The following is a 24,517-nucleotide window of genomic DNA, read 5'->3' as shown; positions in this document are numbered from 1 at the left end:
GCCCCAGTTAGTGACCCGCGCCCAAAATCCCTGTACGCACGCCGTAATCTACCGCAACGGCGTAGTCGGGATCATCGTCGCTGTCGATCATCAGGTGGCCTGCCTTGGTCAACAGACGGTGGCAGTCACGGCTCAGGTGGCGCAATTGGATACGCTTACCGGTTGCTTCATACTTCGTCGCTAGCGTCTCGATTGCCTGCAGGGCAGATTGATCCACGACGCGACTTGCGGCGAAATCAATAATCACGAGTTCCGGATCACCTTCAATATCAAAGATTTCAGCAAATCCAGCGGCAGAGCCGAAAAACAGCGGTCCCTGAATCTCGTAAACCTTGGCACCCTCCTCAGTATGAGACGCGCGCGCAACTGCATGAATCCGTGTTGCATTGTTCCACGCATAGGCCAGCGCGGAGACGATCACGCCCACGACGACAGCGATGGCCAGATCGTATTTTACCGTCACCGCAGTGACGAGCAGGATCACCAACGCATCGGTCAGCGGAACCTTGCGCAGGATAGTCAACGAGTTCCATGCGAACGTTCCGATCACCACCATGAACATCACACCGACCAACGCAGCAAGCGGGATTTGTTCGATGGCAGGGGCTGCGAACAAGATAAAGATCAGCAGGAAAAGAGCCGCCGCGACACCTGCGATACGGGTGCGCCCGCCGGATTTTACGTTGATCATAGACTGACCGATCATCGCGCAACCGCCCATGCCGCCAAAAAACCCGGTCAACGTATTGGCCAATCCCTGTGCGATACATTCCTGACTGGCACCGCCACGCTTGCCCGTCATTTCCCCAACGAGGTTAAGGGTGAGAAGGCTTTCGATAAGACCAATTGCGGCGAGGATCACTGCATAGGGCAGGATGATCTCGAACGTTTCAAGTGTCAGCGGCACAACCGGGATATGAAAACTGGGAAAGCCACCTTGAATGGACGCCAGATCACCCACGCGTGGCACCTCCAGACCGAAGGCAATCACGAGGCCCGCGACAACACCGATCCCGGCCAAAGGCGCTGGAATCACACGCGTGATGCGCGGCATGAGCCAGATAATCGCCATCGTCAGCGCCACGAGGCCCAGCATGGTCCAAAGGGCAGAGCCACTCAGCCATTCCCCCCCCGACATACCGTGTCCGGTGTTCACCATCGTGCCCGGCACTTTGAACTGGCCCATCTGCGCCAGAAAAATCACGATGGCTAGACCATTGACGAAACCCAACATCACGGGATGAGGCACCAGTCGGATAAACTTCCCCCATCTCAATACGCCCGCGATGACCTGCAAAAGCCCCATTAGAACGACCGTGGCAAAGAGATATTCGACCCCGTGCTGAGCCACCAAAGCCACCATGACCACCGCCAACGCGCCCGTAGCACCCGAGATCATTCCGGGGCGTCCGCCGATCAGCGCAGTCACTAAACCGACCAGAAATGCCGCGTATAGCCCCACCAGCGGGTGGACACCGGCGACAAAGGCAAAGGCCACCGCCTCGGGAACCAGCGCCAACGCGACCGTCAAACCCGAGAGCAACTCGATCCGGAGCCGCGTCAGGCTAAATTTCTCGTCCTGCATGACGGCGAGATCGGGCATATCGATACGGCTGGCGAAGGCCGCCAGAATGGCTTGTTTCACGGAGTGTCCTGACTTTGATGTCCTGTGTGCGCGTCGCTCCCTTACAGACACTCTGAAGGTTTGGCCAGCGCCCTGCGCGAAAGGCAGGGTTGCAAACGCCGCGTTACTCTGACGATCATCCAGTTATGTGACTGATCGCATGCCAGAAACGAATGCCGGGTCGAGCCGCCCGCTCACATATTCGCGTTGCATGCCAAAACCTGCTTTTCTTCGCCGCGTCAGCGCGCAACACTCTGGCACCAATACAGGCGGCAGGGAACCTAATTGATGAGCAAAACAATGATCGGCGTAATCGGCGGATCGGGCGTGTATGAGATTGACGGATTAAAAGACGCCGCATGGCAAACAGTCGAAACCCCTTGGGGCGCACCTTCGGACCAAATTCTGACCGGGACGCTGGAGGGGGTATCCATCGCATTCCTGCCGCGTCATGGACGCGGGCATACTCATAGCCCCTCAACCATCCCATACAGCGCCAATATCGACGCGCTCAAACGTCTGGGCGTCACGGATGTGATCAGCGTCAGCGCCTGCGGGTCGTTCCGGCACGAGATGGCACCGGGGGATTTCGTCATCGTCGATCAGTATATCGACCGCACTTTTGCACGCGAGAAATCATTCTTTGGCGCAGGATGCGTGGCGCATGTCAGCGTTGCGCATCCCACCTGCCCGCGCCTATCGGCGGCCTGCGCGGATGCGGCACGCGCCTCTGGCGTAACGGTCCATGACGGTGGCACCTATCTGGCGATGGAAGGGCCGCAATTCTCGACCTTGGCCGAATCGCGCCTTTACCGCGAGGTCTGGGGCTGCGACGTCATCGGCATGACCGGCATGCCCGAGGCCAAGCTCGCGCGCGAAGCGGAACTTTGTTATGCCAGCGTGGCAATGATCACCGATTATGACAGTTGGCACCCCGACCACGGCGAAGTGGATGTCACCCAGATTATCGCCACTCTGACAGGTAATGCGGACAAGGGTCGCAACATGGTGCGCCGCCTGCCTGCCCTGTTGGGAACAGACCGCGCGCCCTGTCCGCATGGCTGCGACCGGGCACTGGATTTTGCCGTGCTGACTGCGCCGGGTTCCCGCGATCCGGAACTGGTGGCACGGCTGGATGCGGTGGCGGGACGTGTCTTGAATAAAATGCCGGGCTGAAGCCCGGCCTACGAAGGATTTGAATGATGCCTGTTGAACTCTGGTTGGCTTTCGTCGCGGCATCGACCGCTCTGCTGCTGATACCCGGACCGACCGTGTTGCTGGTGCTCAGCTACGCGCTGAGCCAAGGGCGCCGTGTGGCGGTTGCGAGTGCGGCAGGCGTGGCGCTGGGTGATCTGGTGGCGATGACAGCTTCACTGCTGGGATTGGGGGCATTGGTTCTGGCCTCCGCCACGCTCTTTACCGCCCTCAAATGGGCAGGCGCGCTCTATCTGATATATCTCGGAATCAAACTGTTACGCAGCGCGCCCTCTACCGGGCTGGATGCACGCACAGCCGGGCGCGACATCACCGGCAGCGGCGTCTTCTGGCATATGTCAGCCGTCACGGCGCTCAATCCGAAATCCATCGCGTTCTTTATCGCGTTCGTGCCGCAGTTTGTATCATTGAATGCACCGCTACTGCCGCAGTTTGTTATTCTAATCAGCACTTTTGTCGGTCTCGCGGCAATCAACGCATTCGCCTACGCGCTGCTGGCGGACCGCCTGCGTCAGACCATCCGCCGACCGAGCGTCATCACCTGGCTAACCCGCACCGGCGGCGGCGCGCTGGTCGCAATGGGTGTGATGACCGCTGCGCTGAGACGCACAGGTTAAGGGGGCGCGGCTGCCCCATGTCCGATCACGCACCCCAGCAACGCCGCGTACTAATTCTTGGTGCTGATGGTTTCATCGGCCGACATCTCGCCTATGAGCTGCGCACAGCCGGTTGGCAGGTGTTGACGTCAGCAAGGCGCACCGTGGCTCTTGACAGAATGGGATTCTGAAACTCTGCGCGCGGATCTGACCGCTGCGGCATCACAGCAACGCGGCTTTTGGCAGGAAAAGCTGACAGGCGTTACCCATGTCGTCAACGCCGCTGGTGTCCTGAATGCCACCGAGACGGTCACGCATGCAGTTCATGTCGCCGCGCCAGAAGCTGTGTACGCAGCCCTGCCCCAGCACGCGCGTGGGATACTGATTTCGGCGGTTGGCATAGACGAAAGCGAAACTGGATTTGCCCGCCACCGACGCGCAGGAGAAATAGTCGCAGCCGCGCATGGGATAACGATTCTTCGTGCCGGGCTGGTGCTGGGCGAAACATCCTACGGCGGTTCTTCACTCATGCGCGCACTGGCAGCATTACCTTTCGTCACACCTGTCATCGGGTCCGGCGACCAGCAGTTCAATCCACTGCACGCCGCCGACCTCGCGCGCGCGGTGGTGCATTTGCTGGATCATCCGCCGCCCGAAGGCGCGCATGAAATCGGTGGAACGCAAACTCTTGGCCAAGCCGAGATACTGCGCAGGTTACGCGGCTGGATGGGACTGGGTCCGGTTTCGTTATTGTTTTTGCCCGTCTGGGTCGCCCGTGGCATAGGGCGGGTTGGCGATGCCCTGCGCTGGGGGCCTATTTCGGCGACGGCAGTGGCGCAGCTACAATCCGGGGTGTTGGCACGATCAAACGATGCGATCACCCCGGCAACTGGCCCGATGCGTGGGTTTGACCAATTCCTGACCTCTCGCCCTGCGGGAACACAGGATCTGTGGCATGCGCGGCTCTATCTGATGCGCCCCTTGTTGCGTTTGGTGCTGGCCTTTCTCTGGCTTGCCTCAGGCGTCATCGGTCTCACGCTGCCTGCAACAGAATTTCTGCCACTTCTGCCAGATACCGCGCTAAGCGATGGCCTGCTCATCGCCATGGCGCGGATGGGCGGAATTTTGGACATTGCCCTCGGCGTCGCGTTACTAAGAGGTTGGCGCCCCCGCCTAACAGCCGCTCTGCAGGCAGGTCTGGTGCTGGGTTACACTGTCATCTTTACGTGGCTCAGTGCAGGATTGTGGTTGTTACCGCTGGGTGGACTGCTCAAAAACATTCCCGTTCTGATGCTCATAGCCATATCGGCCATTCTGGAACAGGAACGCTGAATGGATCCTTACTTCATTGCAAAATGGATGCATATCATCAGCGCGACCGTGCTCTTTGGCACCGGGATTGGCACCGCGTTTCAGATGGTCTTGGCAATGCGTACCCGACGCACCGAAACCGTGGCAGATGTTGCAACAGCAGTGGTACTGGCTGATTGGTTTTTCACGATACCTGCAGGAGTGATGCAACTGGCCACAGGGCTTTGGCTGGTTCATCTGCAGGGGCACTCGCTCAGCCAGCCTTGGCTGCAATTGGCTATCGTTCTCTATATTCTGGCCTTCTCGTGCTGGCTGCCGGTCGCGATACTACAAATCCGCATTCGGAACATGGCCGCCCACGCAGTACGCGAGGGTACGGCTCTGCCAGCCCGTGTTTGGCGCGCCTATCGCATCTGGTTTTGTCTGGGCTGGCCTGCCTTCGGCGCATTGTTGGTGGTGTTTTGGCTCATGGTCTCGAAACCGCACCTGTGGTAGCGCGACAGCCGACTCTTGCATGCGCGCAGCGGATCGGCCACACCGTCGGGCCAGAGCGAATTCAAACAAAAGGCCCAGATAATGCCAGCGACCCGGACGATTCAGGACTACATCCGTACGATCCCTGACTTCCCCCATGAGGGCATCATGTTCCGCGATGTGACCACGCTCTTTGCCGATCCGCGTGGGTTCCGCATGGCCATCGACCAGTTGTTGCACCCCTATGCCGGGTTGCGGATTGATAAGGTTGTCGGTCTGGAGGCGCGCGGCTTCATCCTTGGCGGCGCGGTGGCGCACCAACTCGGCACCGGTTTCGTGCCGGTACGCAAGGCGGGAAAGCTACCCGGCCGCACGATTTCGCAGGACTATCAATTGGAATATGGCAACGCGACGGTCGAGCTCCACGATGACGCGATCGAGGCCGGTGAAACGATCCTGCTGGTCGATGATCTGCTGGCCACTGGCGGCACCGCCGAAGCGGGCATTCGCCTGATCGAACGGCTGGGAGGCAAGATTGCCGGCTGCGCCTTTGTCGTCGACTTGCCGGATCTGGGCGGGCGCGCCCGGCTTGAAGCGATGGGCATGGACGTGCATGTTCTCTGCGCGTTCGAAGGGGACTGACCCTCTCACCGCCGGTCGCGGAACTTGCGCCTAAAAAGACGACATGCCCTGCGGGCAGCGCCTCAGCCGTACGCCTCTCTAGCGTAGGATGCCCGAGTAATGCAGCATGCCCCAGCTGACCAACTCTCGCTCGATCCGGCCCCATTGCGCACCCATCCCGATGGGATCAAGTCGCGCGGCGGCTGCGATCTCGGCCAATGACCGGCGACCATTGATCGCCCCGATCAGCGGCGCGGACTCACGGCCCAAAGACAGATGGCTTTTGGTTCCCGGATAGGCCAGTTTGGGACGCTGCCCCTGTGCAAGACCCTGAGCCAGCTTTTGCGCTGCGATCCCGCGAATATGCGGGACAAGCGCGCGGTTCTTTCCCGATGCGGGCAACACCGGCGCGTCAGACGCCACGGCATAACCCACATGGGTCTTGATCGTGCCGCGCAGCTTTTCCGCTATGGCCATCTGCGCCGGCATGTCGAGGTGATCGGGCACCTCGGTCAGGCGGTCCAACTGATAGAGGGCAGGCATGGCGAACCCGCTAAGAGCCCAGCCCCCCTGTTCCAGCGTTTGCAGCAAATCGGGCACCGAAAAAGCGCGGTCTTGCGAATGCAGCAGCAGGTCATAGAACCCCGCATCGCTGTTTTTGTGGTCTACGACATTTCGGTTGCCCGCAAAAGGATGGCCCTCGGGCAGTGTTTCCATAATTTTGCGCGCGGCCTTCAGACGTTGCTGTGGTGACTGGCCTTCTAACAGCGCGCCGAACGCCTCTTGCAGCGGATATACGCCGGATCGGCCGTAGGGCGCGTAAACCATGAACCCCAGCCCGCCGCCCGGAGCCAAAGCCGCCCGTAACGCTGCGAAACCGGCCACGGGGTCGGGCAGATGGTGCAGCACACCACAGCAATCAATATAGTCAAAGGACCCGAGGTCAGGCGCATCCATCAGACTGCCGGTGATGAACTTGATCCCCGTCAGCCCGCGTGCACGTGCCCGCGCCTCGGCCACCTTACGCGATGCGCTCGACAGATCCACATAGGTGATATCGCAGGGTTTCCCCGCCTGCGCCATCAGCTGTGCCAGTTGGATCAGCCCGTCCCCGGTGCCGCCCCCCGCCACGAGGGCACGCAACGGTTTTGACCAGTCGCGCTGCCCGCCGAATACAAAATGGTCGATTTCCAGCGGGTGCGAGGGCGACCCGGTGATCAGGCGCTTGGCCTCATCCTTGGGGTCGCGCTCTGGGTACGGATATGCCTCGTACTGGCCTTTGACCTGATTCATGTTGGTATTTGGCCTTTGCGACGGATTGCATTGAGTATGTTGGAAACATTGAGACCCATGATGTCACTCGGAAACCGTGCGGACACGATCATCCACAGTCGGAGAGAATGGAATGCGCTGTGCAAGGTATTCAGCCAACACATCCGCGACATCGGGACCGTAATCATAAGGATCGCGCGCGTCTTTCAACACTGAATAGCCATCTCCACCGTTGCGCAGATAGTTGTTCGAGACCATCCCGTAAAGTCGATCTGGATCGAGCGCGACACCAGCTACTGTCACCTCCCGCACCCGGTTACCGGGCGCGGCAGAGGGATCATAGGTCACGCTCATCCCCGCCACCTGTGGAAACCGACCTGCGCCCTCCTCGACTTGGCTCAGCCCGTTTTCCAGCGCCGCCCGCACCTCGGCTCCGGTCACGCGAAAGGTCGAGAGTGTGTTCTGGAATGGTAGTACGGTCAGAACTTCGCCCATGGTAACAGGGCCCGCATCAATGCCAGCGCGAACGCCACCGCCGTTTTGCAATGCGATCTCAATGCCCTGATCCTTGACCCGTTCCAACATCGCCTCAGCAACGGCGATGCCCATCTCGCATGGCCCGCTACGGCAGGCGTCGCGATCACCGCCGATGGCGCTGGATGTTTCTGCCACGACCTTGTTCCTGATTGCCTCCAGCGGTGCGGCGGCCTCTGTCAGGCGCGCCAGCACATCGGCATTTTCGGAAACATCCGCATCAATCAGTTGCGGCGTCCCTGTCGCGGTGACGACATTGCCGGCCTTGTCAAAAGTCACATCAAGCGCGCCGAGGAACTTGCCATAGGCATAGGCCTGCACGATTGCCGTATCGCCAATCATCGTGGGGTAGGATCCTTCGGCGTCGGGGTCAGTCGGATGCAGATAGGTGTTGGAATGTCCACCGACGATGACGTCCACGCCTGTCGTCTCGCGTGCAACGTGCTGATCAACGCCATATCCGCTGTGGGACAAGACGATGATGCGGGTGATGCCCGCATCGGTCAGTCGATCCACTTCGGTCTGTACGGCGGCAACCGGGTCGGAAAACGTGACATTGGGGCCGGGCGTGGCCAGCTCATCAGTGTTTTGCGGCGTCAGACCGATTAGGCCCACTGTCATACCAGCACGCTCAATCACGATCGACTTGGCGATCTTGTCCGCCAGAAAAGGCTCGGCCGAAACATCGGCATTGGACATCAGTACGGGAAATTCCACAGCATCCACAAACCCGCGCAACACTTCTGGGCCATCGTCGAACTCGTGATTGCCGACGGTCATTGCATCATAGCCGAGCAAATTCATCATTTCTGCGGCCAGTTGACCCTTGTAATAAGTGTAAAACAGGGTTCCCTGAAACTGATCGCCACCATCGACAAGGATCACCGGCGCGTCGGATGCAGCGCGGGCGGCCTGAATCGCGGTAATCAACCGGGCGGTACCACCAAAGCATTTCCCCTCGACGTTGTCCTCCGGCTTGCACGTCGAATCGTATTTGTTGATCGGTTCGAAACGGGAATGGAAATCGTTGGTGTGCAGAATGGTCAGGCGGTCCTGCGCCCATGCAGGCAACGTCACAAAGCTTAACACGGCTGCGGTCATTAGGGGGCGGATCATTGGCAGTCTCCTTGGCAACAGAGGACACGAGTATGCCGGACAATCGTGCCCTGTCACGCGTGCGGCGTCAAACCTATCTATGCTTGACCGCGCGCGCGCAGGCGGGCATCACCCGGCCATGATCATTTACAAGATTTTTCGCGCGCCCGAATGGGCCGATTTACGCGCCAACGGTCAAAGCGACGGAGCGCCTGTCGATCTGGCCGATGGGTTCGTGCATTTTTCGACACCCGCGCAAGCCGCCGAAACGGCAGCCAAGCATTTTGCAGGGGAAGACGGCCTGATGCTGCTAGGCGTTGAAACCGACCGGCTGGGGGATGATCTGCGATGGGAACCCTCTCGCGGTGGGGCACTCTTTCCACATCTCTACCGCGAGCTACGTCTGTCCGATGTGTCATGGGCACAGCCGCTGCCACTGGCGGACGGTCAACATCAGTTTCCGCCCGGTGTCGAATGAACAGGCTGGAACGTCTCGGGCTTGGACTGCTGCACCGGTGCGACCCGGAGCGGGCGCATGGTTTGGCCCTTAGGGCGCTGCGCCTCGGTCTGGTGCCCCTGCCCGGCCAGATCACCAGCACACGTCTGAGGACTGAGGTTGCCGGGATGACTTTGCCTAATCCTGTTGGCCTTGCCGCCGGGTTTGACAAGAACGCCGAGACATTGGAACCGCTGTCGCGTGCGGGCTTCGGCATGATCGAAGTCGGCGCGGTAACCCCTCACGCACAATCCGGCAATCCGCGTCCGCGTCTGTTCCGTCTGCGCAATGACCGCGCAGTGATCAACCGTTTCGGATTTAACAATGCTGGAATGGACGCCGCCGAAGAACGGCTGGCCAAACGCCCCAGAGGTGCCGTGATCGGTCTGAACCTAGGCGCGAACAAGGACAGCGCCGACCGGGCCGATGATTTCGCCCGTGTCTTGGCCCATTGCGGTCGGCATCTTGATTTCGCGACGGTCAACGTCTCTTCTCCCAACACGGAAAAGCTGCGCGATCTACAAGGGACAGCGGCGCTGACCACCCTATTGGCAGGTGTGATGGAAGTGCGCGATTGGCTGGAGCGGCCTATCCCGATTTTTCTCAAGATCGCGCCTGATCTGAACGAAGCCGAGCTAGCAGAAATCGCCGAAGTGGCAAGGATTTCCGCTCTCGATGGTATCATCGCTACCAACACGACACTGGATCGTAACGGGTTGACGGATACCGCCCGTGACGAAAAGGGCGGCCTGTCGGGCGCGCCGCTCTTTGCCAAGTCCACTCGCGTTCTGGCACAGTTATCGAAGCTGACCGAGGGGAACATCCCTCTGATCGGCGTCGGCGGGATCGCCAACGCCGAGGACGCCTATGCCAAGATTTGCGCCGGGGCCTCTGCGGTACAACTTTACTCTGCACTGGTTTACGAAGGCTTGTCGCTGGTCCCACGCATTACCGCTGGACTGGACCGGTTGCTTGAGGCCGATGGGTACACATCGGTCGCGGCTGCGGTCGCCACAAAACGAGAAGAATGGCTATGATCACGTATTGGCACAATCCGCGCTGTTCAAAGTCACGCGCCGGTCTGGCATTGTTGGAGGCGCGCGGCGTTCAGCTGACTGTGCGGAAGTATCTGGAAGATGCCCCAACAGAGGCAGAGCTGCGTTCGGTTCATGCGCTGCTGGAACGCCCCTTGGCTGACATGTTGCGTCCGACAGAGGCCCAGTTCCGCGAGTTGGGACTAAGCCTGTCCGACGCCGAAAACGATCTCTTTGCCGCAATGGCCGCACATCCAAAACTGATCGAACGCCCTATCGCATTTACCGACACAGCCGCAGCGATCGGGCGTCCGTCCGAAGACCTGCTGCGCCTGTTGTGACGACCGGACGACCGTCAATCGGGCAGCTTGCAATGCGTCTCGATGAGCCTAAATCCGTGCCAATGTTAATGAGATACCTAAAACCATGACATTCGCCCAAAGCACCGGTCGCTGGCTCGATACGGTGCTGTTTGACCTCTTTCGACAGATGCGCTGGTCATTCCTGCCGCCGCTGATGGTCTACCTTGCTTATGGTGTTTCAACCCTGACCACGATCGTCGGCGTGTTTTTCGTCAAGGAGTATCTAGGCCTCTCTGCCGCGTTCCTCGCCGGGTTGACCTTTTGGGCGGGATTGCCTTGGGCCTTGAAAATGCCGCTGGGGCATCTGGTGGATATCATATGGCGTTGGAAATGGCTGCTGCTCTATCTCGGGGCGGGGCTGGTCGCGGGCAGTTTCACCATCATGTATCTGTTGATCACGGCACCAGAGGCCATGGGCGCATTACTGCCGGTAGAGGCATGGTATGTCGCGTCAACATTGCTGGCACCCTGTGGCTTGGTGTTGCAGGACGCGGTTGCCGACGCGATGTCGGTCGAGGCCGTGCCACGACGTGGCCCGGATGGCACCCCTCTGGACGAAGACACATTGCGGGCCATGCACACGACAATGCAGATGCTGGGGCGCATCGCGCTGATCGGCGGGACCCTGATCGTCGCCCTGATCAACATCGTGGCCTTCGACGACGTCGACACGTTGCCACAAGCAGCCAAGGCAGAGGTCTATGCCGAGATCTACCTCATCGCGATGATGGTGCCGCTGATTTCAGTCTCGGGCGTGATCCTCGCATCCGTACAGCGACGGCGCGCCATCCACCGCGCAGCGCGAGCCGGGCGTGATACCCAACGCCTGATCGACCGGCCCGGACCACCAACGCAGGTAAACCCGTGGTATTTTATCGGCGGCGGCGCCTTCGTTGCATTGTCGTTAACCGTCGGCCTGCTGAACGTGCCCTTTGCACAGGAAATCGTTTTTGTCGGCTCGATGGCGATCGTGCTGACACTAATGCGGCAACTGATGCGCAGCTTGCCAGCCGCACAGGCTCGTATGCTGCTAGGCACGGCTCTGATCATTTTTGTCTTTCGTGCCGTCCCTTTACCCGGCCAAGGGGCCACTTGGTTCACCATTGACGAGTTGGGGTTCGATCCGCAATTCCTATCGGTGCTGCAACTGGTTGCAGCTGCGCTGACGCTTGCCGCAATGATTGTCCTGCGCCCGTTCATGGCCCAGCGGCGGCTGACGCAGGTCTATCTGATCCTCACGATCGCAGCGGGTCTGCTCGCCCTGCCCAACATCGCACTTTACTACGGGGTACAAGACATCACCGCCCCGCTGACCGGCGGGCTGATTGATGCACGTTTCATCGCGGTGCTGGATACCGCAGCGGAATCCCCGCTCAGCCAGATCGCGCTCATTCCGATGCTGGCCTGGATCGCGCGCAATGCCCCTGATAACCTCAAGGCAACGTTCTTTGCCGTCATGGCATCATTCACCAATCTGGCCCTTTCAGCCAGTTCGCTGGCAACGAAATATCTGAATCAGATTTTCGTGGTCAGCCGCGAGGTTACAGACACCACAGGCGTGGTCGAGATACCCGCCGATTACAGCCAACTTGGTTGGGTGCTGATTACTGCCGGTGTTCTGGGATTTGTTCTGCCCTTGCTGACGATCCTGCTGGTGCAGCACTCGCGCCTGCGCACCACGGACTAGCCGCCGCGAGGCAGTCAATCGTCCGGTGCATCCACATGCTGATCCAGCATCACCGAGTTACCGTCGGGGTCGCGCAGGATCAGGCTGGCTGGCCCGGTTCCGCCGCCAGTCTCGCGCTCGATTTTCAGCCCCGCCTTTTTCAATCGCGCCTCGATCGTTCGAATGTCAGAGAATGCGGGTTTCGATGCGCCGCTCTGATCCCAGCCCGGATTAAACGTAAGGATGTTGCCCTCAAACATACCTTCGAAAAGGCCGATCACAGTATCGCCATTACGTAAAATGAGCCAACCCTGATCTGGCGAGCCGCCAGCCTCGGCGAACCCCAGCGCCTCATAAAACCCCCGCGACCGTGTCAGATTCTTGACTGCGAGACTGATCGAGAATGCTCCTAAATCCATGCCGTTCCCTCCTTGCTACCGATCAGGAGCTTAGCACGGCCCGCCGGGTGGCGAGCAATATCTCAAGGGTCTGCCGCGCGTTCCAGCGCCGGATAGCGTGCCCCCAAGGACAGCCCGCGCACGACAAAGGATATGAGCAACGCAATCCAGAGGCCGTGATTTCCGAAATTCGGCACCAGTAGCAGCACCGCCACACCATAGATCACAGCACTGATTACCATCATGTTGCGCATGTCGCGCGTGCGCGTCGCACCGATGAAAATTCCGTCGAGCATCCAGGCAGCAACCCCCAGCAGCGGTGCCACGATCATATAAGGCAGATAGGTTTGCGCCGCCGCCTGCACTTCTGGTGCTTTTGCCATCAGCCAAATCCCCCACACGCCGACAATCCAGAACCCTATCATCAGCATCACACTGCACCCAACACCCCAAATACTGGTTATGATCGATGCACGTCGCACGCGTGTCATCGAACGCGCCCCGAAAGCGGCACCTACCAGCGCCTCGGCGGCAAAGGCAAACCCGTCCAGCGCATAGGCGGTGATATGCAAGAACTGAATCAGAACCTGATTGGCCGCCAGCGTCACGTCGCCGAAATCGCTGGCAAGAAACAAGAACGAGACAAAGATCATCTCCAGCATCAGCGACCGCAGCAGGATGTCTACGTTGACCCCCAGAATCAGGCGTAACCGGTCAGGATCAAATACACGCGCCCAATCACGCCATGCAGGCACTCTGAACGCCGCCCGACAAAACCACAGGCCCAAGGCCAATCCACTCCATTCCGCGATAAACGTCGCCCAGGCCACCCCCTCTACGCCCCAACCAAGGCCGAGGACGAACCACAAATCCAGCACGATGTTTGCGCCGTTCATCAGCACTTGGATCATCAGAACGGCGCCCGTCCGTTCCAAAGCAATCAGCCAGCCGGTCACGGCATAGAGCGCAATGATTGCTGGCGCACTCCAAACGCGAATATTCATATAGTCGCGCGCAAGGGTTTCGACCTCAGCACTGGCGGGGGCCATGCGGAACGCCCCCCAGAACAGCGGTAACTGCAGGGCGATGATGGCCACGCCCCCCGCAGCCGCGATCATCAAAGATCGGGTCAGCATAGCGGCGACTTCACCTGTTTGGCCGGCACCGTTGGCCTGACTGGTCAGCCCACTGGTACCCATCCGCAGGAATCCGAAAACCCAATAGAGTGCCGTGAGGATGATCGCGCCGATCCCGACTGCGCCGATCGGTGCAGCCAAACCCAGCTGCCCCACCACACCAGTGTCCACGGCACCGAGGATCGGAACGGTCGCGTTGGAAATCACGATGGGGCCCGCAATGCGCAACACGCGCATATGCGTCAGGGGCCCGGCAGCAATTGCCACACTATCAGCCATCGCGGCGCGGCATCAGAAAATGTCCCGTTGCCTGCGCAAACGCGCGGTCACGATTATCCTGCCACGCCTCAACATGCACCGACGCATAACGCCGCCCCGACCGATTGATCTTGGCCCGTGCATACGCATCGCGCGGCAGGCCCGTTCGCAGGTAGTCCACAGTAAAATCGATCGTTTTAGGCAGGCGCGGCATCTGCCCCGCCGCCAGCGCCTCGGCCTCGGCCCCACCGCTTTCGATTTCGGGCCACAGCATTGACCAACTGAGGCTGATGATTGCCGTCACTTCCAAAAATGCCGCAGTTGCACCGCCGTGAAGCGCGGGAAGAATAGGATTGCCGATCAGAGCATCCTGATAGGCCAGAACGCCGGTCAGTTCGTCCCCGCGCCGATCAAAGGTGATTCCCAGAAATCCAATGTAAGGCACGCCAGAAACCAGCGCGTTCAACGCCTCATCACGGCGCTGCTTGACGACCTGCACTGGCTCCGGGCGCGGGCGGCGGGGGGCTTTTCCATCACTTGCCCTCCACGGTAAAGGTACCGGTGGCTGTAGCGACCGGTCGATCATCATCATCGTCCAGAGCTGTCGCCCGAACAAAAGCGACGGACCGGGTGATATGATAGCACTCGGCGCGGGCTCGGATTGTCTGGCCCGGCGTCGCAGGACGCATATAGTCGATCCGAAGCGCGATCGTTGCGGTACCCCCGACAGACTCAGGATGACACATCGCCGCGGCACCACAACAGGTATCCATCAAAGCACTGACCGCTCCACCGTGGATGACGCCGCTTTCGGGATCACCAACCAGCTTTTGATCCCAAGGCATCGCCATCTCTGCACGACCATCCTTCATAACATGGGCCGTCATGCCAAGCGCCACCGCATGAGGCAGCTCGCGAAAGAACTGCATTCCCGGATGGTTGCCGTCATCGTTTATGCTGCTCATGTCACGGACCTTGTATACCATCGCTTCGGGATTACGCCGCCTTTATTGTCACTTGGCCCACAGCACGCAAGCGCCGATTGGCGCAACCCACGTCCGGCACCGCAGCCCCAAGAGCGCCAAATCGCGGTCGACCTGCGGCAATGAAGGGGTTTCACAATGTTCAAAAATACGGCACTCTGACGGAACTTGATGCCATGTTTCGCGTTGGGTGTAGCGATGCCAGAACCACGTTTGTCCCTAAAGCAGATGTGCGCAAAGTTCGACGTAACGCCGCGTACACTGAGATATTACGAGTATATCGAGCTGCTTCAGCCCGAACGAGACGGGCGTGCGCGATACTATGGCGCTCGGGAAATGGCACGAATGACGCTCATCCTTCGAGGGCGCAAGTTCGGCTTCAGCCTAGAAGAAATTCGTCAGTGGCTACTGATCTACGAGAACGACGGCACAACTGCGCAAATGAGCAGTTGGATTGATCTGGCGGATAAGCAGCTACGCGAGCTCGCCGATCAGCGTGAACAGATTGACGAAGCGATAGAAGAATTGCAAAAGCTCCGCGATGATACTTCCGCCTCTCTGAAGAACTGAGCCTCGGTCTGCGGCTCGTCAGGCAGCAAACCAGACCTTGGTTTTACCGGATAAACCAACAATCCCCCAAAAGTGACGCGACGTCGGACTTACGTAAACGTCAATTCCCGTTGTAAGTTCAGCTTGAGACTACATATCGAGCACAACCGAAACGAGACTCCAGGATTGATATGACCGCCGATATTATGACTATCCGTGAAATGTGCGACGCGTTCGAGGTAACGCCCCGAACTTTGCGCTTTTACGAGTCCAAGGAACTGCTTGCACCGATCCGCGAAGGGCAAAAGCGACTGTTCACCAAGCGCGACCGCGCGCGTCTGAAGCTGATCCTGCGCGGCAAGCGCTTTGGCTTCAGCCTCGAAGAAATTCGTCAACTGCTCGATCTCTATGACACCGGTGACCAGCAACATGCCCAAATGGTGCGAACCCGTGAATTGGCCGCTGAACGGCTGCGGGACATGGAGCACCAGCGCACGGAACTCGAAGACGCCATTTCTGATCTGCGTGAACAGATGGCATGGGTCGAGAAAGTGCTCGCCTCAATGAGCCGGGCCAGCGACGCCGCAGAATAATCAACCAAGAAACAACCACGAAAACTCAGGGAATACACGACATGCCCAGCTACATTGCCCCCACCAAGGATACCCAATTCGTTCTGCATAACGTACTGAACGTATCGCAGGCCGATACCCCCGGCTATGCCGAGCTTGACGCCGAATTCACTGGCGCGGTGCTGGAAGAAGCGGGCAAAATCGCTGGTGAAGTGCTGGCCCCATTGAACCCTGTGGGTGACACCGAAGGTTGTGTTCTTGAAAACGGTGTCGTGCGAACCCCGACTGGTTTTAAGGCAGCATTCGATCAGGTGCGCGAGGGCGGTTGGACCGCGCTTGACCTGCCCGAAGAATATGGCGGACAAAATATGCCCTACGTTCTGGGCACTGCTGTCGGCGAGATGTTCTCGGCGGCTAATCAGGCGTTCACGATGTATCAGGGTCTGACCCACGGTGCCGCATCCGCGATTCTGACCCATGGGACAGACGAACAAAAGCAGACTTATCTGCCAAACATGTTCTCGTGCGAATGGACCGGCACGATGAACCTGACAGAACCTCACTGCGGCACCGACCTGGGCCTGATGCGGTCCAAGGCAGAGCCGCAGGACGATGGTAGCTATGCGATCACCGGGCAGAAGATCTTTATCTCGTCGGGCGAGCATGACATGGCCGACAACATCATCCATCTGGTGCTGGCCAAAATCCCCGGCGGCCCCGAAGGGATCAAGGGCGTGAGCCTGTTTATCGTACCGAAATTCCTGATCAACGACGATGGCAGTCTGGGCGACCGCAACGGCGTGAAATGCGGCAAGATCGAAGAAAAGATGGGCATTCACGGCAATTCCACCTGCGTGATGGATTATGACGGTGCCAAAGGTTGGCTGCTGGGCGATATGCACAAAGGCATGCGCGCCATGTTCACGATGATGAACGAAGCGCGCATCGGCGTCGGTATGCAGGGCCTCGCCCAAGCCGAAATCGCGTATCAAAACGCGGTGATCTATGCCAAGGACCGGCTGCAGGGCCGCGCCGTGACCGGTGCAGAAAACCCCGATGGCCCTGCCGATCCATTGATTGTGCATCCTGACATCCGCCGTAGCCTGATGGATCAGAAATCATTTATCGAAGGGGCGCGGGCATTCCTTCTGTGGAGTGCTCAGCTGATTGACCAGTCGCACCGCGGTGATGACGCTGCGGCCGAAGGCCTGATTTCGCTGATGACGCCTGTGGTCAAGGGCTTCCTGACGGACGAAGGCTACGACATGACTGTGCTGGCACAGCAAATATATGGCGGTCATGGCTACATCGAAGAATCCGGCATGTCACAATACACCCGCGACGCACGGATTGCGATGATCTACGAAGGCGCCAACGGTGTTCAGGCGCTCGATCTGGTGGGCCGGAAACTGGCACAGGACAGCGGCAAGCACGTCATGGCCTTCTTTGAAATGGTCAAAAACTTCTGCAAAGATAATAAGGACGTGGAAGGAATGAGTGACTTCGTCGAGCCGCTGAAGGCTGCATCGAAGGATTTGCAGACTGCCGGTATGTTCTTCATGCAGAATGGCATGAAAAACCCCAATGCCGCGCTCTCGGGCAGTTATGACTTCATGCACCTCTTCGGGCATGTCTGTCTCGGCCTGATGTGGGGACGCATGGCGCGCGCCGCACTCTCGGCACTGGAGGACGGCAGCGGCGACAAGGCGTTTTACGAGGCGAAGTTGAAAACCGGACGTTTCTACATGCAACGCCGCCTGCCCGCGACGGCCATGCATCTGGCGCGTATCCAATCAGGCGCAGAGCCGGTGATGGGGCTGGACGCCGAGCAATTTTAACGGGTGCCGGGCTGAAGCCCGGCCTACGGGGGGGACCGACAGATGCCAAAACGCTTTCGCCTGACGCGGCGCTTTAACGCGGCAATGACCGAAGAAGGCTATCGCCGCTTGCGGAAATTCGCCGCTGAGGCCGGGTTGGATGAAGGCGAGGCACTGTCTTTTCTCTTTGAGAACTTCGACAGCGTGATCGACGAAGACACGTTTTCGCACCGGCTGAGAATTTTCAATTCTGAACTGGACGCGCGCAAACGCTAAGGGGAGCCATCCGATGACTTGGATGACAGAAGAGCACGAAATGCTGGCGGACATGACCCGCAGCTTTATCGAGGCCGAATGGGCCCCGCACTTCGAGCGGTGGCGCAAAGCCGGTCAGATGGACCGCGAGACATGGCAGCAGGCCGGGGCGCTGGGGTTGCTCTGCCCCTCGATCCCGGAGGAATATGGTGGTGCCGGTGGTGATTTTGGTCACGAGGCCGTCATCCTGATGGAAGCGCCGCGCGCCAACCTAGCCAGCTGGGGCAACCCGATCCATTCCGGCATCGTCGCGCATTACATCCTCGCCTACGGCACCGAAGAGCAGAAAAAACGCTGGTTGCCAAAGATGGTCACCGGCGAAATGGTCGGCGCTTTGGCAATGACCGAACCCGCTGCAGGCTCGGACGTGCAGGGTATCAAGACCAAGGCCGTGCGCGATGGCAACGCCTATCGCCTGTCGGGCCAGAAAACATTCATCACCAATGGCCAGCATGCCAATCTGATCATCGTCGCCGCCAAGACCGATCCCAAAGCTGGCGCCAAGGGCGTCTCGCTTGTGGTTGTCGAGACCGATGGCGCAAAAGGATTCTCGCGCGGACGCAACCTTGACAAGGTCGGACTGCACGCTGCGGACACCTCGGAGCTGTTTTTCGACAATGTCGAGATTGCCCCCGAAAACATCCTCGGTGACGCCGAAGGCTTGGGGTTTGGCCAGATGATGAACCAACTGCCACAAGAGCGGTTGATCATTGGTTGCGGCGCGGTGGGCGCGATGGAGGGCGCAGTGGCGCGCACGATCGCCTATTGCAATGAACGCGAAGCTTTCGGAGGACCGCTGACACAGTTCCAGAACACCCGGTTCAAGCTGGCAGAATGCCTGACACGCACCAAGGTAGCGCGGGCATTTCTGGATGAATGCATCACCGAGCATTTGCACGGCGCGCTGAGCGTCGAGAAGGCCGCGATGGCAAAATACTGGCTCACCGATACGCAATGTGACGTGCTGGATGACTGCGTTCAACTGCATGGTGGCTATGGCTTCATGCAAGAATATGCCGTGGCCGAAATGTGGGCCGATGCGCGCGTACAGAAAATCTATGGCGGCACAAACGAGATCATGAAGGAGTTGATCGCGCGCAGCTTTACCGAGAAGAGAACCGCTTGATCAGGCCAACCGGGTATCGATCCTGGAACGTCCCCGGCGGTGATATTTTGACGAAAGGTGAAAGCATCAGTCTGCGCTTTCACCCTCCTAAAAGTACTAAAAATCAACGGCCTGCCGCCAAAACGGCACTGGGAGGATAGAATGACGATCGAACTCTACTGCATGGGAGAAAGCGGAAACGCCTACAAAGCCGCTTTGGCGCTGGAATTGTCAGGGATGGAATGGACGCCTGTTTATGTGGATTTCTTTGGCGGTGCCGCCCGCAGCGACGAATTTCGCCAACTCAACGTGATGGGCGAAGTACCCGTGCTGGTGGATGGGGATACCACGCTGACGCAATCGGGGGTGATACAGATGTATATCACCGAAAAGACCGGTCGCTTTGGCGGCAGCACACCCGAAGAGCAGCGCGAGGTCATGCGCTGGGTTTTCTGGGACAATCACAAACTAAGCAGCCAAGCGGGCATGGTGCGGTTCCTGATGAACTTCCTACCCGAGAACAAGCGTCCCGCAGAAGTGATCGGTTTCAGTCAGGCACGGCTTAAGGCGGCCTATGCCGTACTCGACACCCATCTGAAGGGACGGGAATGGATCGTAGGTGACGCGATCACCAATGCGGACCTCTCGTGCTGTGGCTACCTCTTCTACCCTGAACCTTTCGGCTTTGACCGCAAGGATTGGCCCAACATAGACCGGTGGCTTTCGAATATTGAAAACATCCCCGGCTGGAAACACCCATACGATCTGATGCCCGGCAGCCCGGCTGACCGCGCGTAAAAAAGGAGACCGATATGTCTGACGCATTTATCTATGACACTGTGCGCACCCCGCGCGGCAAGGGCCGCAAGGATGGCGCCCTGCATGAAGTGACAGCCGTGCGCCTCAGTGCGCAGGTGTTGAACGCCCTGAAAGAACGCAATGGCCTGGACGGGCACGCCGTCGAAGATGTCATTTGGGGCAATGTAACCCAAGTTATGGAACAGGGCGGCTGCCTGGCACGCACGGCGGTTCTGGCCTCGGATCTGGATGAATCCATTCCCGGTCTCGCGATCAATCGGTTCTGCGCGTCGGGTATGGAGGCGGTGAATCTGGCCGCCAATCAAGTCAAAGGCGGCGCAGGTGAGGCCTACATCGCCGGCGGGGTCGAAATGATGGGCCGTGTGGCAATGGGCAGCGACGGCGCGGCGATTGCTGTCGATCCCAGCGTTGCGATGGAGACCTATTTTGTCCCGCAAGGGATCAGCGCCGATATCATCGCAACTGAATATGGCTTTACCCGCGATCAGGCCGATGCGCTGGCGATGGAATCCCAGAAACGGGCCAAGGCGGCGTGGGATGACAACCGTTTTGCCAAGTCGGTTATCACGGTAAAGGATCAGAACGGCCTGACCATTCTGGATCATGACGAGTACATGCGTCCCGGCACTGATATGCAGACTTTGGGCAGTTTAAACCCGGCGTTTCAGGCAATGGGCGAAGTGATGCCGGGCTTTGATGCCGTGGCCAAGCTGAAATACCCGCATCTGGAGCGGATCAACCACATTCACCACGCTGGTAACTCATCGGGTATCGTTGATGGCTCGGCCGGCGTTCTGATCGGCAACGCGGAGTTCGGTGAAAAATGGGGCCTCAAACCCCGCGCACGCATCCGCCAGACCTGCAAGATCGGCACCGATCCAACGATCATGTTGACCGGTCCGGTTCCTGCAACGCAGAAAATCCTCGCTGATAGCGGCATGCAGATCGGGGATATCGACCTCTTTGAGGTGAACGAGGCATTCGCGTCTGTCGTGTTGCGCTTCCAGCAAGCGTTTGATGTCGATCCGGCACTGGTAAACGTGAATGGCGGCTCGATTGCGATGGGGCACCCACTGGGTGCAACCGGTGCCATCATCATTGGTACATTGCTGGATGAGTTGGAACGCACCGACAAGCAAACCGGCCTTGCCACGCTCTGCATCGCATCGGGCATGGGTGCCGCCACGATCATCGAGCGCGTTTAAAGCGCGCAAAGGAGATAAAACATGACTGATTTCACAATGAAAAAAGACGCCGATGGCGTCGCGATCATCACCTGGGACACGGTCGGCAAATCGATGAACGTGATGAACGGCCAAGGGTTCCTTGACCTTGAAGCATTAGTCGATGACGCGTTGGCCGATGATACCGTGAAAGGCATCATCATCACGTCAGGTAAGGACGGTAGTTTTGCCGGTGGTATGGACCTCAACATCATCGCCAAGATGAAAGAAGACGCGGGCGACGATCCGGCGCGCGGTCTCTTTGATGGCGTGATGGGAATGCATGCGATCCTGCGCAAGATCGAGCGCGCAGGCATGGACCCCAAGACAAACAAGGGCGGCAAACCGATTGCCGCCGCCCTGCCCGGCACTGCGCTGGGGATCGGGTTGGAAATTCCACTGTCCTGCCATCGCATCTTTGCCGCCGACAATCCAAAGGCCAAGATTGGTCTGCCGGAAATCATGGTCGGCATCTTTCCCGGCGCTGGCGGCACCACGCGACTGGTACGCAAACTGGGCGCGATCGCTGCGGCCCCGCTGCTGCTGGAGGGCAAACTGAACGACCCCAAAAAGGCAAAATCCGCTGGTGTCGTGGACGAAGTCGTGCCTGCGGATGAGCTGCTGGACGCCGCCCGCGCATGGGTGCTGAGCGAGCCGACGATTGTAAAGCCGTGGGACGAAAAGGGTTACAAGATGCCCGGTGGCGCACCTTACCACCCTGCCGGCTTTATGAACTTCGTCGGCGCCTCCGCCATGGTCAACGGCAAGACCCAAGGTGCCTTCCCTGCGGCCAAAGCCCTGTTGAGCGCGGTCTATGAAGGAGCGTTGGTTCCGTTTGATACCGCACTGAAGATTGAGGCACGTTGGTTCACCAACGTCCTGCTGAACCCTTCATCTAGCGCGATGATCCGCAGCCTCTTTATCAACAAAGAGGCGCTGGAAAAAGGTGCGAACCGTCCCGAAGTACCCGATCAACGGGTGAAAAAGGTTGGCGTCATGGGCGCGGGTATGATGGGTGCAGGCATCACGCTTGTCTCCGCCATGGCTGGCATGGAGGTCGTACTGATCGACCAGAAGCAAGAAGCGGCAGACAAGGGGAAATCCTATACCGCCGACTATATGGACAAGGGCATCAAGCGCGGCAAGGCAACCGAAGCTAAGAAGGAAGAGGCCTTGGGTCGCATCACCGCAACCACCGACTACGACGCGCTGAAGGGCTGCGACCTGATCATCGAGGCTGTATTCGAGGACCCGAAAGTAAAGGCCGAAGTCACCAAAAATGTGCTTAAGGTCGTCGGCGATGATTGCATCTTTGCCACCAACACCTCGACCCTGCCGATCACCGAACTGGCCAAGGCCAGCGACAAGCCGGAGCAATTCATCGGCATTCACTTCTTTTCGCCCGTTGAAAAGATGATGCTGGTAGAAATCATCAAGGGTGAACAGACAGGCCCGGTCGCCGTGGCCAAAGCGCTGGATTATGTGCGCCAGATCCGAAAAACGCCCATCGTGGTGAATGACGCGCGGTTCTTCTACTGCAACCGCTGCATCATCCCCTACATCAACGAAGGTCTGCGCATGGTCGCCGAAGGTGTCGCACCGTCACTGATCGACAACGCAGCACGTCAGTTGGGCTTCCCCGTGGGACCATTGCAGTTGGTCGATGAAACCTCGATTGACCTCGGTGCCAAGATCGCCCGCGCGACCAAGGCCGCAATGGGCGACGACTATCCCGACGCTGCCGTTGACGAGGTGATCTTCTGGATGGAAGGCGAAGGCCGTCTAGGTCGCAAATCCAATGCTGGCTTCTTTGACTATGACGACAAGGGCAAGCGCCTGAGCTATTGGGAAGGGTTGGCTGCGAAATATCCGCATGCGGATGAGCAGCCCGACCTGATCACGGTGCAGCATCGCCTGATGTTCGCCCAAGTGCTCGAAGCGGTCCGCGCGCTAGAAGAAGGCGTATTGGAAGATATCCGCGAGGGCGACGTTGGCGCGATTCTGGCTTGGGGCTTTGCCCCCTGGTCGGGTGGTCCGTTCGCTTGGCTCGACATTCTCGGGACACCTTACGCCGCAGAACGCTGCGATGCCCTGACTGAAGAGTTCGGACCCCGCTTTGCGACACCTGCCCTGCTGCGTGAGATGGCGAACAAGGGCCAAAGCTTCTACGGGCGCTTCACCGCGCAAGCAGACGCCGCCTGATAGACGACAACGACATTGCCCCGGATTCGATTGTGCGATCCGGGGCAATGATATTGCATTTTCGCAATACGATCAGATGATTGCTCTGTGATTTCTTGCGCTACCGCAAAATGCGTCTGTGGATAGATCGGTTGCTGATAGACAGGTCATTCTGCGGACACCGCGACAATCGCATTTAGAATTCACGAGTGCGCGGCCAGCTTTTCCGGTTCTGGCCAGTTAAGTGGCATTTCAGGCTGAATCGCAGTGCCAAGCAAGGCAGCTAATTGCTGTGCTGCCCCCATCGGCAATACCGTATATTCTTGGTCTGGCGCATCGTCACTCATTGCGACATCCAGCAGATCCATTGCAGAGGCGCAAAGGAACATTGCACCGCTATTGGCGAACACGATTTGTTCCGCATCAAACCGTATGGATGTCACCATCGCCCGCAACTCTGGCGCAGTGCGCGAGATACCGCAAATACCATCCAGTGCCCGCACCGGGATCAGGGCAAACGGATCACCAAACAGTTCTTCTGCGGCGTCAATTTCGATCATGATCGGTTGCTCCGGCATCAGCAGCAGCGCGTCGCGATTACCCAGCACCCCTGCAGGCACCTCCAGCGGCCACAAGTGTTGCGGGCATGGTGCCTCGTCCGCCCAAAGCGGAGCACGCTGGACATCCCGAACCTCCTGAAAACTCGCATCGAAGGTCAGCACTTCTGTACCTGCGCAGACCGATTCAATCGGGCACCAGCCCGCACGGGTCGCAACCCGCGTGCCAGTCATTATCCCCGTTCGTTCGGAGGTCTGTAGCGAAACGTCGCTTCCCATGCTCCTGTCCAACATCCTCTTAGTT

The 24,517-nt window shown here is 58.9% G+C and carries 25 protein-coding genes; 17 read left to right on the top strand and 8 right to left on the bottom strand.

The annotated features are described in order from the left end of the window. Window positions 1-7: 7 nt before the first annotated feature. Window positions 8-1,603: a SulP family inorganic anion transporter gene (locus N7U68_RS18040; protein WP_165197680.1), complete on the bottom strand. Its 1,596-nt coding sequence runs from the start codon at window positions 1,601-1,603 to the stop codon at window positions 8-10. Window positions 1,604-1,912: 309 nt separating this feature from the next. On the opposite strand from N7U68_RS18040, the gene N7U68_RS18035 reads away from it, so the two are divergent. From N7U68_RS18035 to N7U68_RS18015, 5 genes are all read left to right on the top strand, one after another. Further along, window positions 1,913-2,800 (top strand): S-methyl-5'-thioadenosine phosphorylase, encoded by an 888-nt coding sequence (locus N7U68_RS18035; RefSeq protein WP_263047712.1) that lies wholly within the window; start codon window positions 1,913-1,915, stop codon window positions 2,798-2,800. A 26-nt stretch (window positions 2,801-2,826) separates the two neighbouring features. Beyond that, window positions 2,827-3,456, top strand: coding sequence for a LysE family translocator (locus N7U68_RS18030; RefSeq protein ID WP_165193241.1), 630 nt, complete (start codon window positions 2,827-2,829; stop codon window positions 3,454-3,456). Between the two features lie 150 nt (window positions 3,457-3,606). After that, a complete protein-coding gene (locus N7U68_RS18025) occupies window positions 3,607-4,767 on the top strand; it encodes an SDR family oxidoreductase (protein WP_263047711.1) in 1,161 nt (386 codons plus the stop codon). Further along, window positions 4,768-5,241, top strand: coding sequence for a DUF2269 family protein (locus tag N7U68_RS18020; protein ID WP_165193245.1), 474 nt, complete (start codon window positions 4,768-4,770; stop codon window positions 5,239-5,241). An 81-nt stretch (window positions 5,242-5,322) separates the two neighbouring features. Then, window positions 5,323-5,862 carry an adenine phosphoribosyltransferase gene (locus tag N7U68_RS18015; RefSeq protein ID WP_263047710.1) on the top strand — a complete coding sequence of 180 codons (540 nt, stop codon included), beginning with the start codon at window positions 5,323-5,325 and terminating at the stop codon, window positions 5,860-5,862. Between the two features lie 78 nt (window positions 5,863-5,940). Here N7U68_RS18015 and N7U68_RS18010 read toward each other — a convergent pair whose 3' ends face one another. Continuing rightward, window positions 5,941-7,134: a class I SAM-dependent methyltransferase gene (locus N7U68_RS18010; protein WP_263047709.1), complete on the bottom strand. Its 1,194-nt coding sequence runs from the start codon at window positions 7,132-7,134 to the stop codon at window positions 5,941-5,943. A 63-nt stretch (window positions 7,135-7,197) separates the two neighbouring features. Continuing rightward, window positions 7,198-8,763 carry a bifunctional metallophosphatase/5'-nucleotidase gene (locus tag N7U68_RS18005; RefSeq protein WP_263047708.1) on the bottom strand — a complete coding sequence of 522 codons (1,566 nt, stop codon included), beginning with the start codon at window positions 8,761-8,763 and terminating at the stop codon, window positions 7,198-7,200. A gap of 118 nt (window positions 8,764-8,881) precedes the next feature. Between N7U68_RS18005 and N7U68_RS18000 the strand changes: the two genes are divergently transcribed. From N7U68_RS18000 to N7U68_RS17985, 4 genes are all read left to right on the top strand, one after another. Further along, a complete protein-coding gene (locus N7U68_RS18000; protein ID WP_165193251.1) occupies window positions 8,882-9,220 on the top strand; it encodes a DUF952 domain-containing protein in 339 nt (112 codons plus the stop codon). Further along, window positions 9,217-10,275, top strand: coding sequence for a quinone-dependent dihydroorotate dehydrogenase (locus N7U68_RS17995; protein ID WP_263047707.1), 1,059 nt, complete (start codon window positions 9,217-9,219; stop codon window positions 10,273-10,275). The genes N7U68_RS18000 and N7U68_RS17995 overlap by 4 nt, the downstream gene beginning before the upstream one ends. Then, window positions 10,272-10,613, top strand: a complete 342-nt coding sequence (gene arsC, locus N7U68_RS17990) for an arsenate reductase (glutaredoxin) (protein ID WP_263049185.1) — start codon at window positions 10,272-10,274, stop codon at window positions 10,611-10,613. Before N7U68_RS17995 ends, arsC begins: the two co-directional genes overlap by 4 nt. 85 nt (window positions 10,614-10,698) lie before the next feature. Further along, entirely contained in the window at window positions 10,699-12,321 is a 1,623-nt protein-coding gene (locus tag N7U68_RS17985) for an MFS transporter (protein WP_263047706.1), read from the top strand. Between the two features lie 14 nt (window positions 12,322-12,335). Here the strand turns inward: N7U68_RS17985 and N7U68_RS17980 are convergent, their stop codons facing one another. The 4 genes from N7U68_RS17980 to N7U68_RS17965 form a co-directional block, all read right to left on the bottom strand. Continuing rightward, window positions 12,336-12,719, bottom strand: coding sequence for a VOC family protein (locus N7U68_RS17980; protein ID WP_165193255.1), 384 nt, complete (start codon window positions 12,717-12,719; stop codon window positions 12,336-12,338). A 62-nt stretch (window positions 12,720-12,781) separates the two neighbouring features. Next, window positions 12,782-14,113 carry an MATE family efflux transporter gene (locus N7U68_RS17975; protein ID WP_263047705.1) on the bottom strand — a complete coding sequence of 444 codons (1,332 nt, stop codon included), beginning with the start codon at window positions 14,111-14,113 and terminating at the stop codon, window positions 12,782-12,784. Next, window positions 14,106-14,591: a PaaI family thioesterase gene (locus N7U68_RS17970; protein ID WP_263047704.1), complete on the bottom strand. Its 486-nt coding sequence runs from the start codon at window positions 14,589-14,591 to the stop codon at window positions 14,106-14,108. The genes N7U68_RS17975 and N7U68_RS17970 overlap by 8 nt, the downstream gene beginning before the upstream one ends. Before the next feature lie 34 nt (window positions 14,592-14,625). Next, window positions 14,626-15,057 carry a PaaI family thioesterase gene (locus tag N7U68_RS17965; RefSeq protein ID WP_206295738.1) on the bottom strand — a complete coding sequence of 144 codons (432 nt, stop codon included), beginning with the start codon at window positions 15,055-15,057 and terminating at the stop codon, window positions 14,626-14,628. Window positions 15,058-15,273: 216 nt separating this feature from the next. Between N7U68_RS17965 and N7U68_RS17960 the strand changes: the two genes are divergently transcribed. The 8 genes from N7U68_RS17960 to N7U68_RS17925 all read left to right on the top strand — a co-directional run bounded on the left by N7U68_RS17960 (window position 15,274) and on the right by N7U68_RS17925 (window position 23,677). Next, complete coding sequence (locus N7U68_RS17960; protein WP_165193260.1) at window positions 15,274-15,645, top strand: MerR family transcriptional regulator; 372 nt, start codon at window positions 15,274-15,276, stop codon at window positions 15,643-15,645. Between the two features lie 170 nt (window positions 15,646-15,815). Beyond that, window positions 15,816-16,217, top strand: coding sequence for a MerR family transcriptional regulator (locus N7U68_RS17955; RefSeq protein ID WP_165193262.1), 402 nt, complete (start codon window positions 15,816-15,818; stop codon window positions 16,215-16,217). A gap of 41 nt (window positions 16,218-16,258) precedes the next feature. After that, window positions 16,259-18,034, top strand: a complete 1,776-nt coding sequence (locus N7U68_RS17950; RefSeq protein WP_263047703.1) for an acyl-CoA dehydrogenase C-terminal domain-containing protein — start codon at window positions 16,259-16,261, stop codon at window positions 18,032-18,034. 42 nt (window positions 18,035-18,076) lie between these two features. Beyond that, the gene (locus N7U68_RS17945; RefSeq protein WP_165193265.1) at window positions 18,077-18,289 is read left to right on the top strand and encodes a hypothetical protein; all 213 of its coding nucleotides are present in this window, start codon (window positions 18,077-18,079) and stop codon (window positions 18,287-18,289) included. A gap of 13 nt (window positions 18,290-18,302) precedes the next feature. After that, entirely contained in the window at window positions 18,303-19,454 is a 1,152-nt protein-coding gene (locus tag N7U68_RS17940) for an acyl-CoA dehydrogenase family protein (protein WP_165193266.1), read from the top strand. Window positions 19,455-19,595: 141 nt separating this feature from the next. After that, on the top strand, window positions 19,596-20,231 hold the full coding sequence (locus N7U68_RS17935) for a glutathione S-transferase family protein (protein ID WP_263047702.1): 636 nt from the start codon (window positions 19,596-19,598) through the stop codon (window positions 20,229-20,231). A 14-nt stretch (window positions 20,232-20,245) separates the two neighbouring features. Further along, complete coding sequence (locus N7U68_RS17930) at window positions 20,246-21,457, top strand: acetyl-CoA C-acetyltransferase (RefSeq protein WP_263047701.1); 1,212 nt, start codon at window positions 20,246-20,248, stop codon at window positions 21,455-21,457. Window positions 21,458-21,478: 21 nt separating this feature from the next. Further along, window positions 21,479-23,677: a 3-hydroxyacyl-CoA dehydrogenase NAD-binding domain-containing protein gene (locus N7U68_RS17925; protein WP_263047700.1), complete on the top strand. Its 2,199-nt coding sequence runs from the start codon at window positions 21,479-21,481 to the stop codon at window positions 23,675-23,677. Between the two features lie 182 nt (window positions 23,678-23,859). Here N7U68_RS17925 and N7U68_RS17920 read toward each other — a convergent pair whose 3' ends face one another. Further along, on the bottom strand, window positions 23,860-24,492 hold the full coding sequence (locus N7U68_RS17920; protein WP_165193274.1) for a Hint domain-containing protein: 633 nt from the start codon (window positions 24,490-24,492) through the stop codon (window positions 23,860-23,862). Between the last annotated feature and the right edge of the window lie 25 nt (window positions 24,493-24,517).

Origin of the sequence: Roseovarius pelagicus (genome assembly GCF_025639885.1) — a bacterium.
GTDB lineage: Bacteria > Pseudomonadota > Alphaproteobacteria > Rhodobacterales > Rhodobacteraceae > Roseovarius > Roseovarius pelagicus.
Note: the sequence above shows the minus strand (reverse complement) of the source record. Positions and strands in the feature narration are given on the sequence as shown.

Bases quoted from the DNA above. Each gene is read 5' to 3' on its own strand.
- N7U68_RS18040 (WP_165197680.1), bottom strand. From the start codon at position 1,603: ATGCCCGATCTCGCCGTCATGCAGGACGAGAAATTTAGCCTGACGCGG.
- N7U68_RS18035 (WP_263047712.1), top strand. From the start codon at position 1,913: ATGAGCAAAACAATGATCGGCGTAATCGGCGGATCGGGCGTGTATGAG.
- N7U68_RS18030 (WP_165193241.1), top strand. From the start codon at position 2,827: ATGCCTGTTGAACTCTGGTTGGCTTTCGTCGCGGCATCGACCGCTCTG.
- N7U68_RS18020 (WP_165193245.1), top strand. From the start codon at position 4,768: ATGGATCCTTACTTCATTGCAAAATGGATGCATATCATCAGCGCGACC.
- N7U68_RS18015 (WP_263047710.1), top strand. From the start codon at position 5,323: ATGCCAGCGACCCGGACGATTCAGGACTACATCCGTACGATCCCTGAC.
- N7U68_RS18010 (WP_263047709.1), bottom strand. From the start codon at position 7,134: ATGAATCAGGTCAAAGGCCAGTACGAGGCATATCCGTACCCAGAGCGC.
- N7U68_RS18005 (WP_263047708.1), bottom strand. From the start codon at position 8,763: ATGATCCGCCCCCTAATGACCGCAGCCGTGTTAAGCTTTGTGACGTTG.
- N7U68_RS18000 (WP_165193251.1), top strand. From the start codon at position 8,882: ATGATCATTTACAAGATTTTTCGCGCGCCCGAATGGGCCGATTTACGC.
- N7U68_RS17995 (WP_263047707.1), top strand. From the start codon at position 9,217: ATGAACAGGCTGGAACGTCTCGGGCTTGGACTGCTGCACCGGTGCGAC.
- arsC (WP_263049185.1), top strand. From the start codon at position 10,272: ATGATCACGTATTGGCACAATCCGCGCTGTTCAAAGTCACGCGCCGGT.
- N7U68_RS17985 (WP_263047706.1), top strand. From the start codon at position 10,699: ATGACATTCGCCCAAAGCACCGGTCGCTGGCTCGATACGGTGCTGTTT.
- N7U68_RS17980 (WP_165193255.1), bottom strand. From the start codon at position 12,719: ATGGATTTAGGAGCATTCTCGATCAGTCTCGCAGTCAAGAATCTGACA.
- N7U68_RS17975 (WP_263047705.1), bottom strand. From the start codon at position 14,113: ATGGCTGATAGTGTGGCAATTGCTGCCGGGCCCCTGACGCATATGCGC.
- N7U68_RS17965 (WP_206295738.1), bottom strand. From the start codon at position 15,057: ATGAGCAGCATAAACGATGACGGCAACCATCCGGGAATGCAGTTCTTT.
- N7U68_RS17960 (WP_165193260.1), top strand. From the start codon at position 15,274: ATGCCAGAACCACGTTTGTCCCTAAAGCAGATGTGCGCAAAGTTCGAC.
- N7U68_RS17955 (WP_165193262.1), top strand. From the start codon at position 15,816: ATGACCGCCGATATTATGACTATCCGTGAAATGTGCGACGCGTTCGAG.
- N7U68_RS17950 (WP_263047703.1), top strand. From the start codon at position 16,259: ATGCCCAGCTACATTGCCCCCACCAAGGATACCCAATTCGTTCTGCAT.
- N7U68_RS17945 (WP_165193265.1), top strand. From the start codon at position 18,077: ATGCCAAAACGCTTTCGCCTGACGCGGCGCTTTAACGCGGCAATGACC.
- N7U68_RS17940 (WP_165193266.1), top strand. From the start codon at position 18,303: ATGACTTGGATGACAGAAGAGCACGAAATGCTGGCGGACATGACCCGC.
- N7U68_RS17935 (WP_263047702.1), top strand. From the start codon at position 19,596: ATGACGATCGAACTCTACTGCATGGGAGAAAGCGGAAACGCCTACAAA.
- N7U68_RS17930 (WP_263047701.1), top strand. From the start codon at position 20,246: ATGTCTGACGCATTTATCTATGACACTGTGCGCACCCCGCGCGGCAAG.
- N7U68_RS17925 (WP_263047700.1), top strand. From the start codon at position 21,479: ATGACTGATTTCACAATGAAAAAAGACGCCGATGGCGTCGCGATCATC.
- N7U68_RS17920 (WP_165193274.1), bottom strand. From the start codon at position 24,492: ATGGGAAGCGACGTTTCGCTACAGACCTCCGAACGAACGGGGATAATG.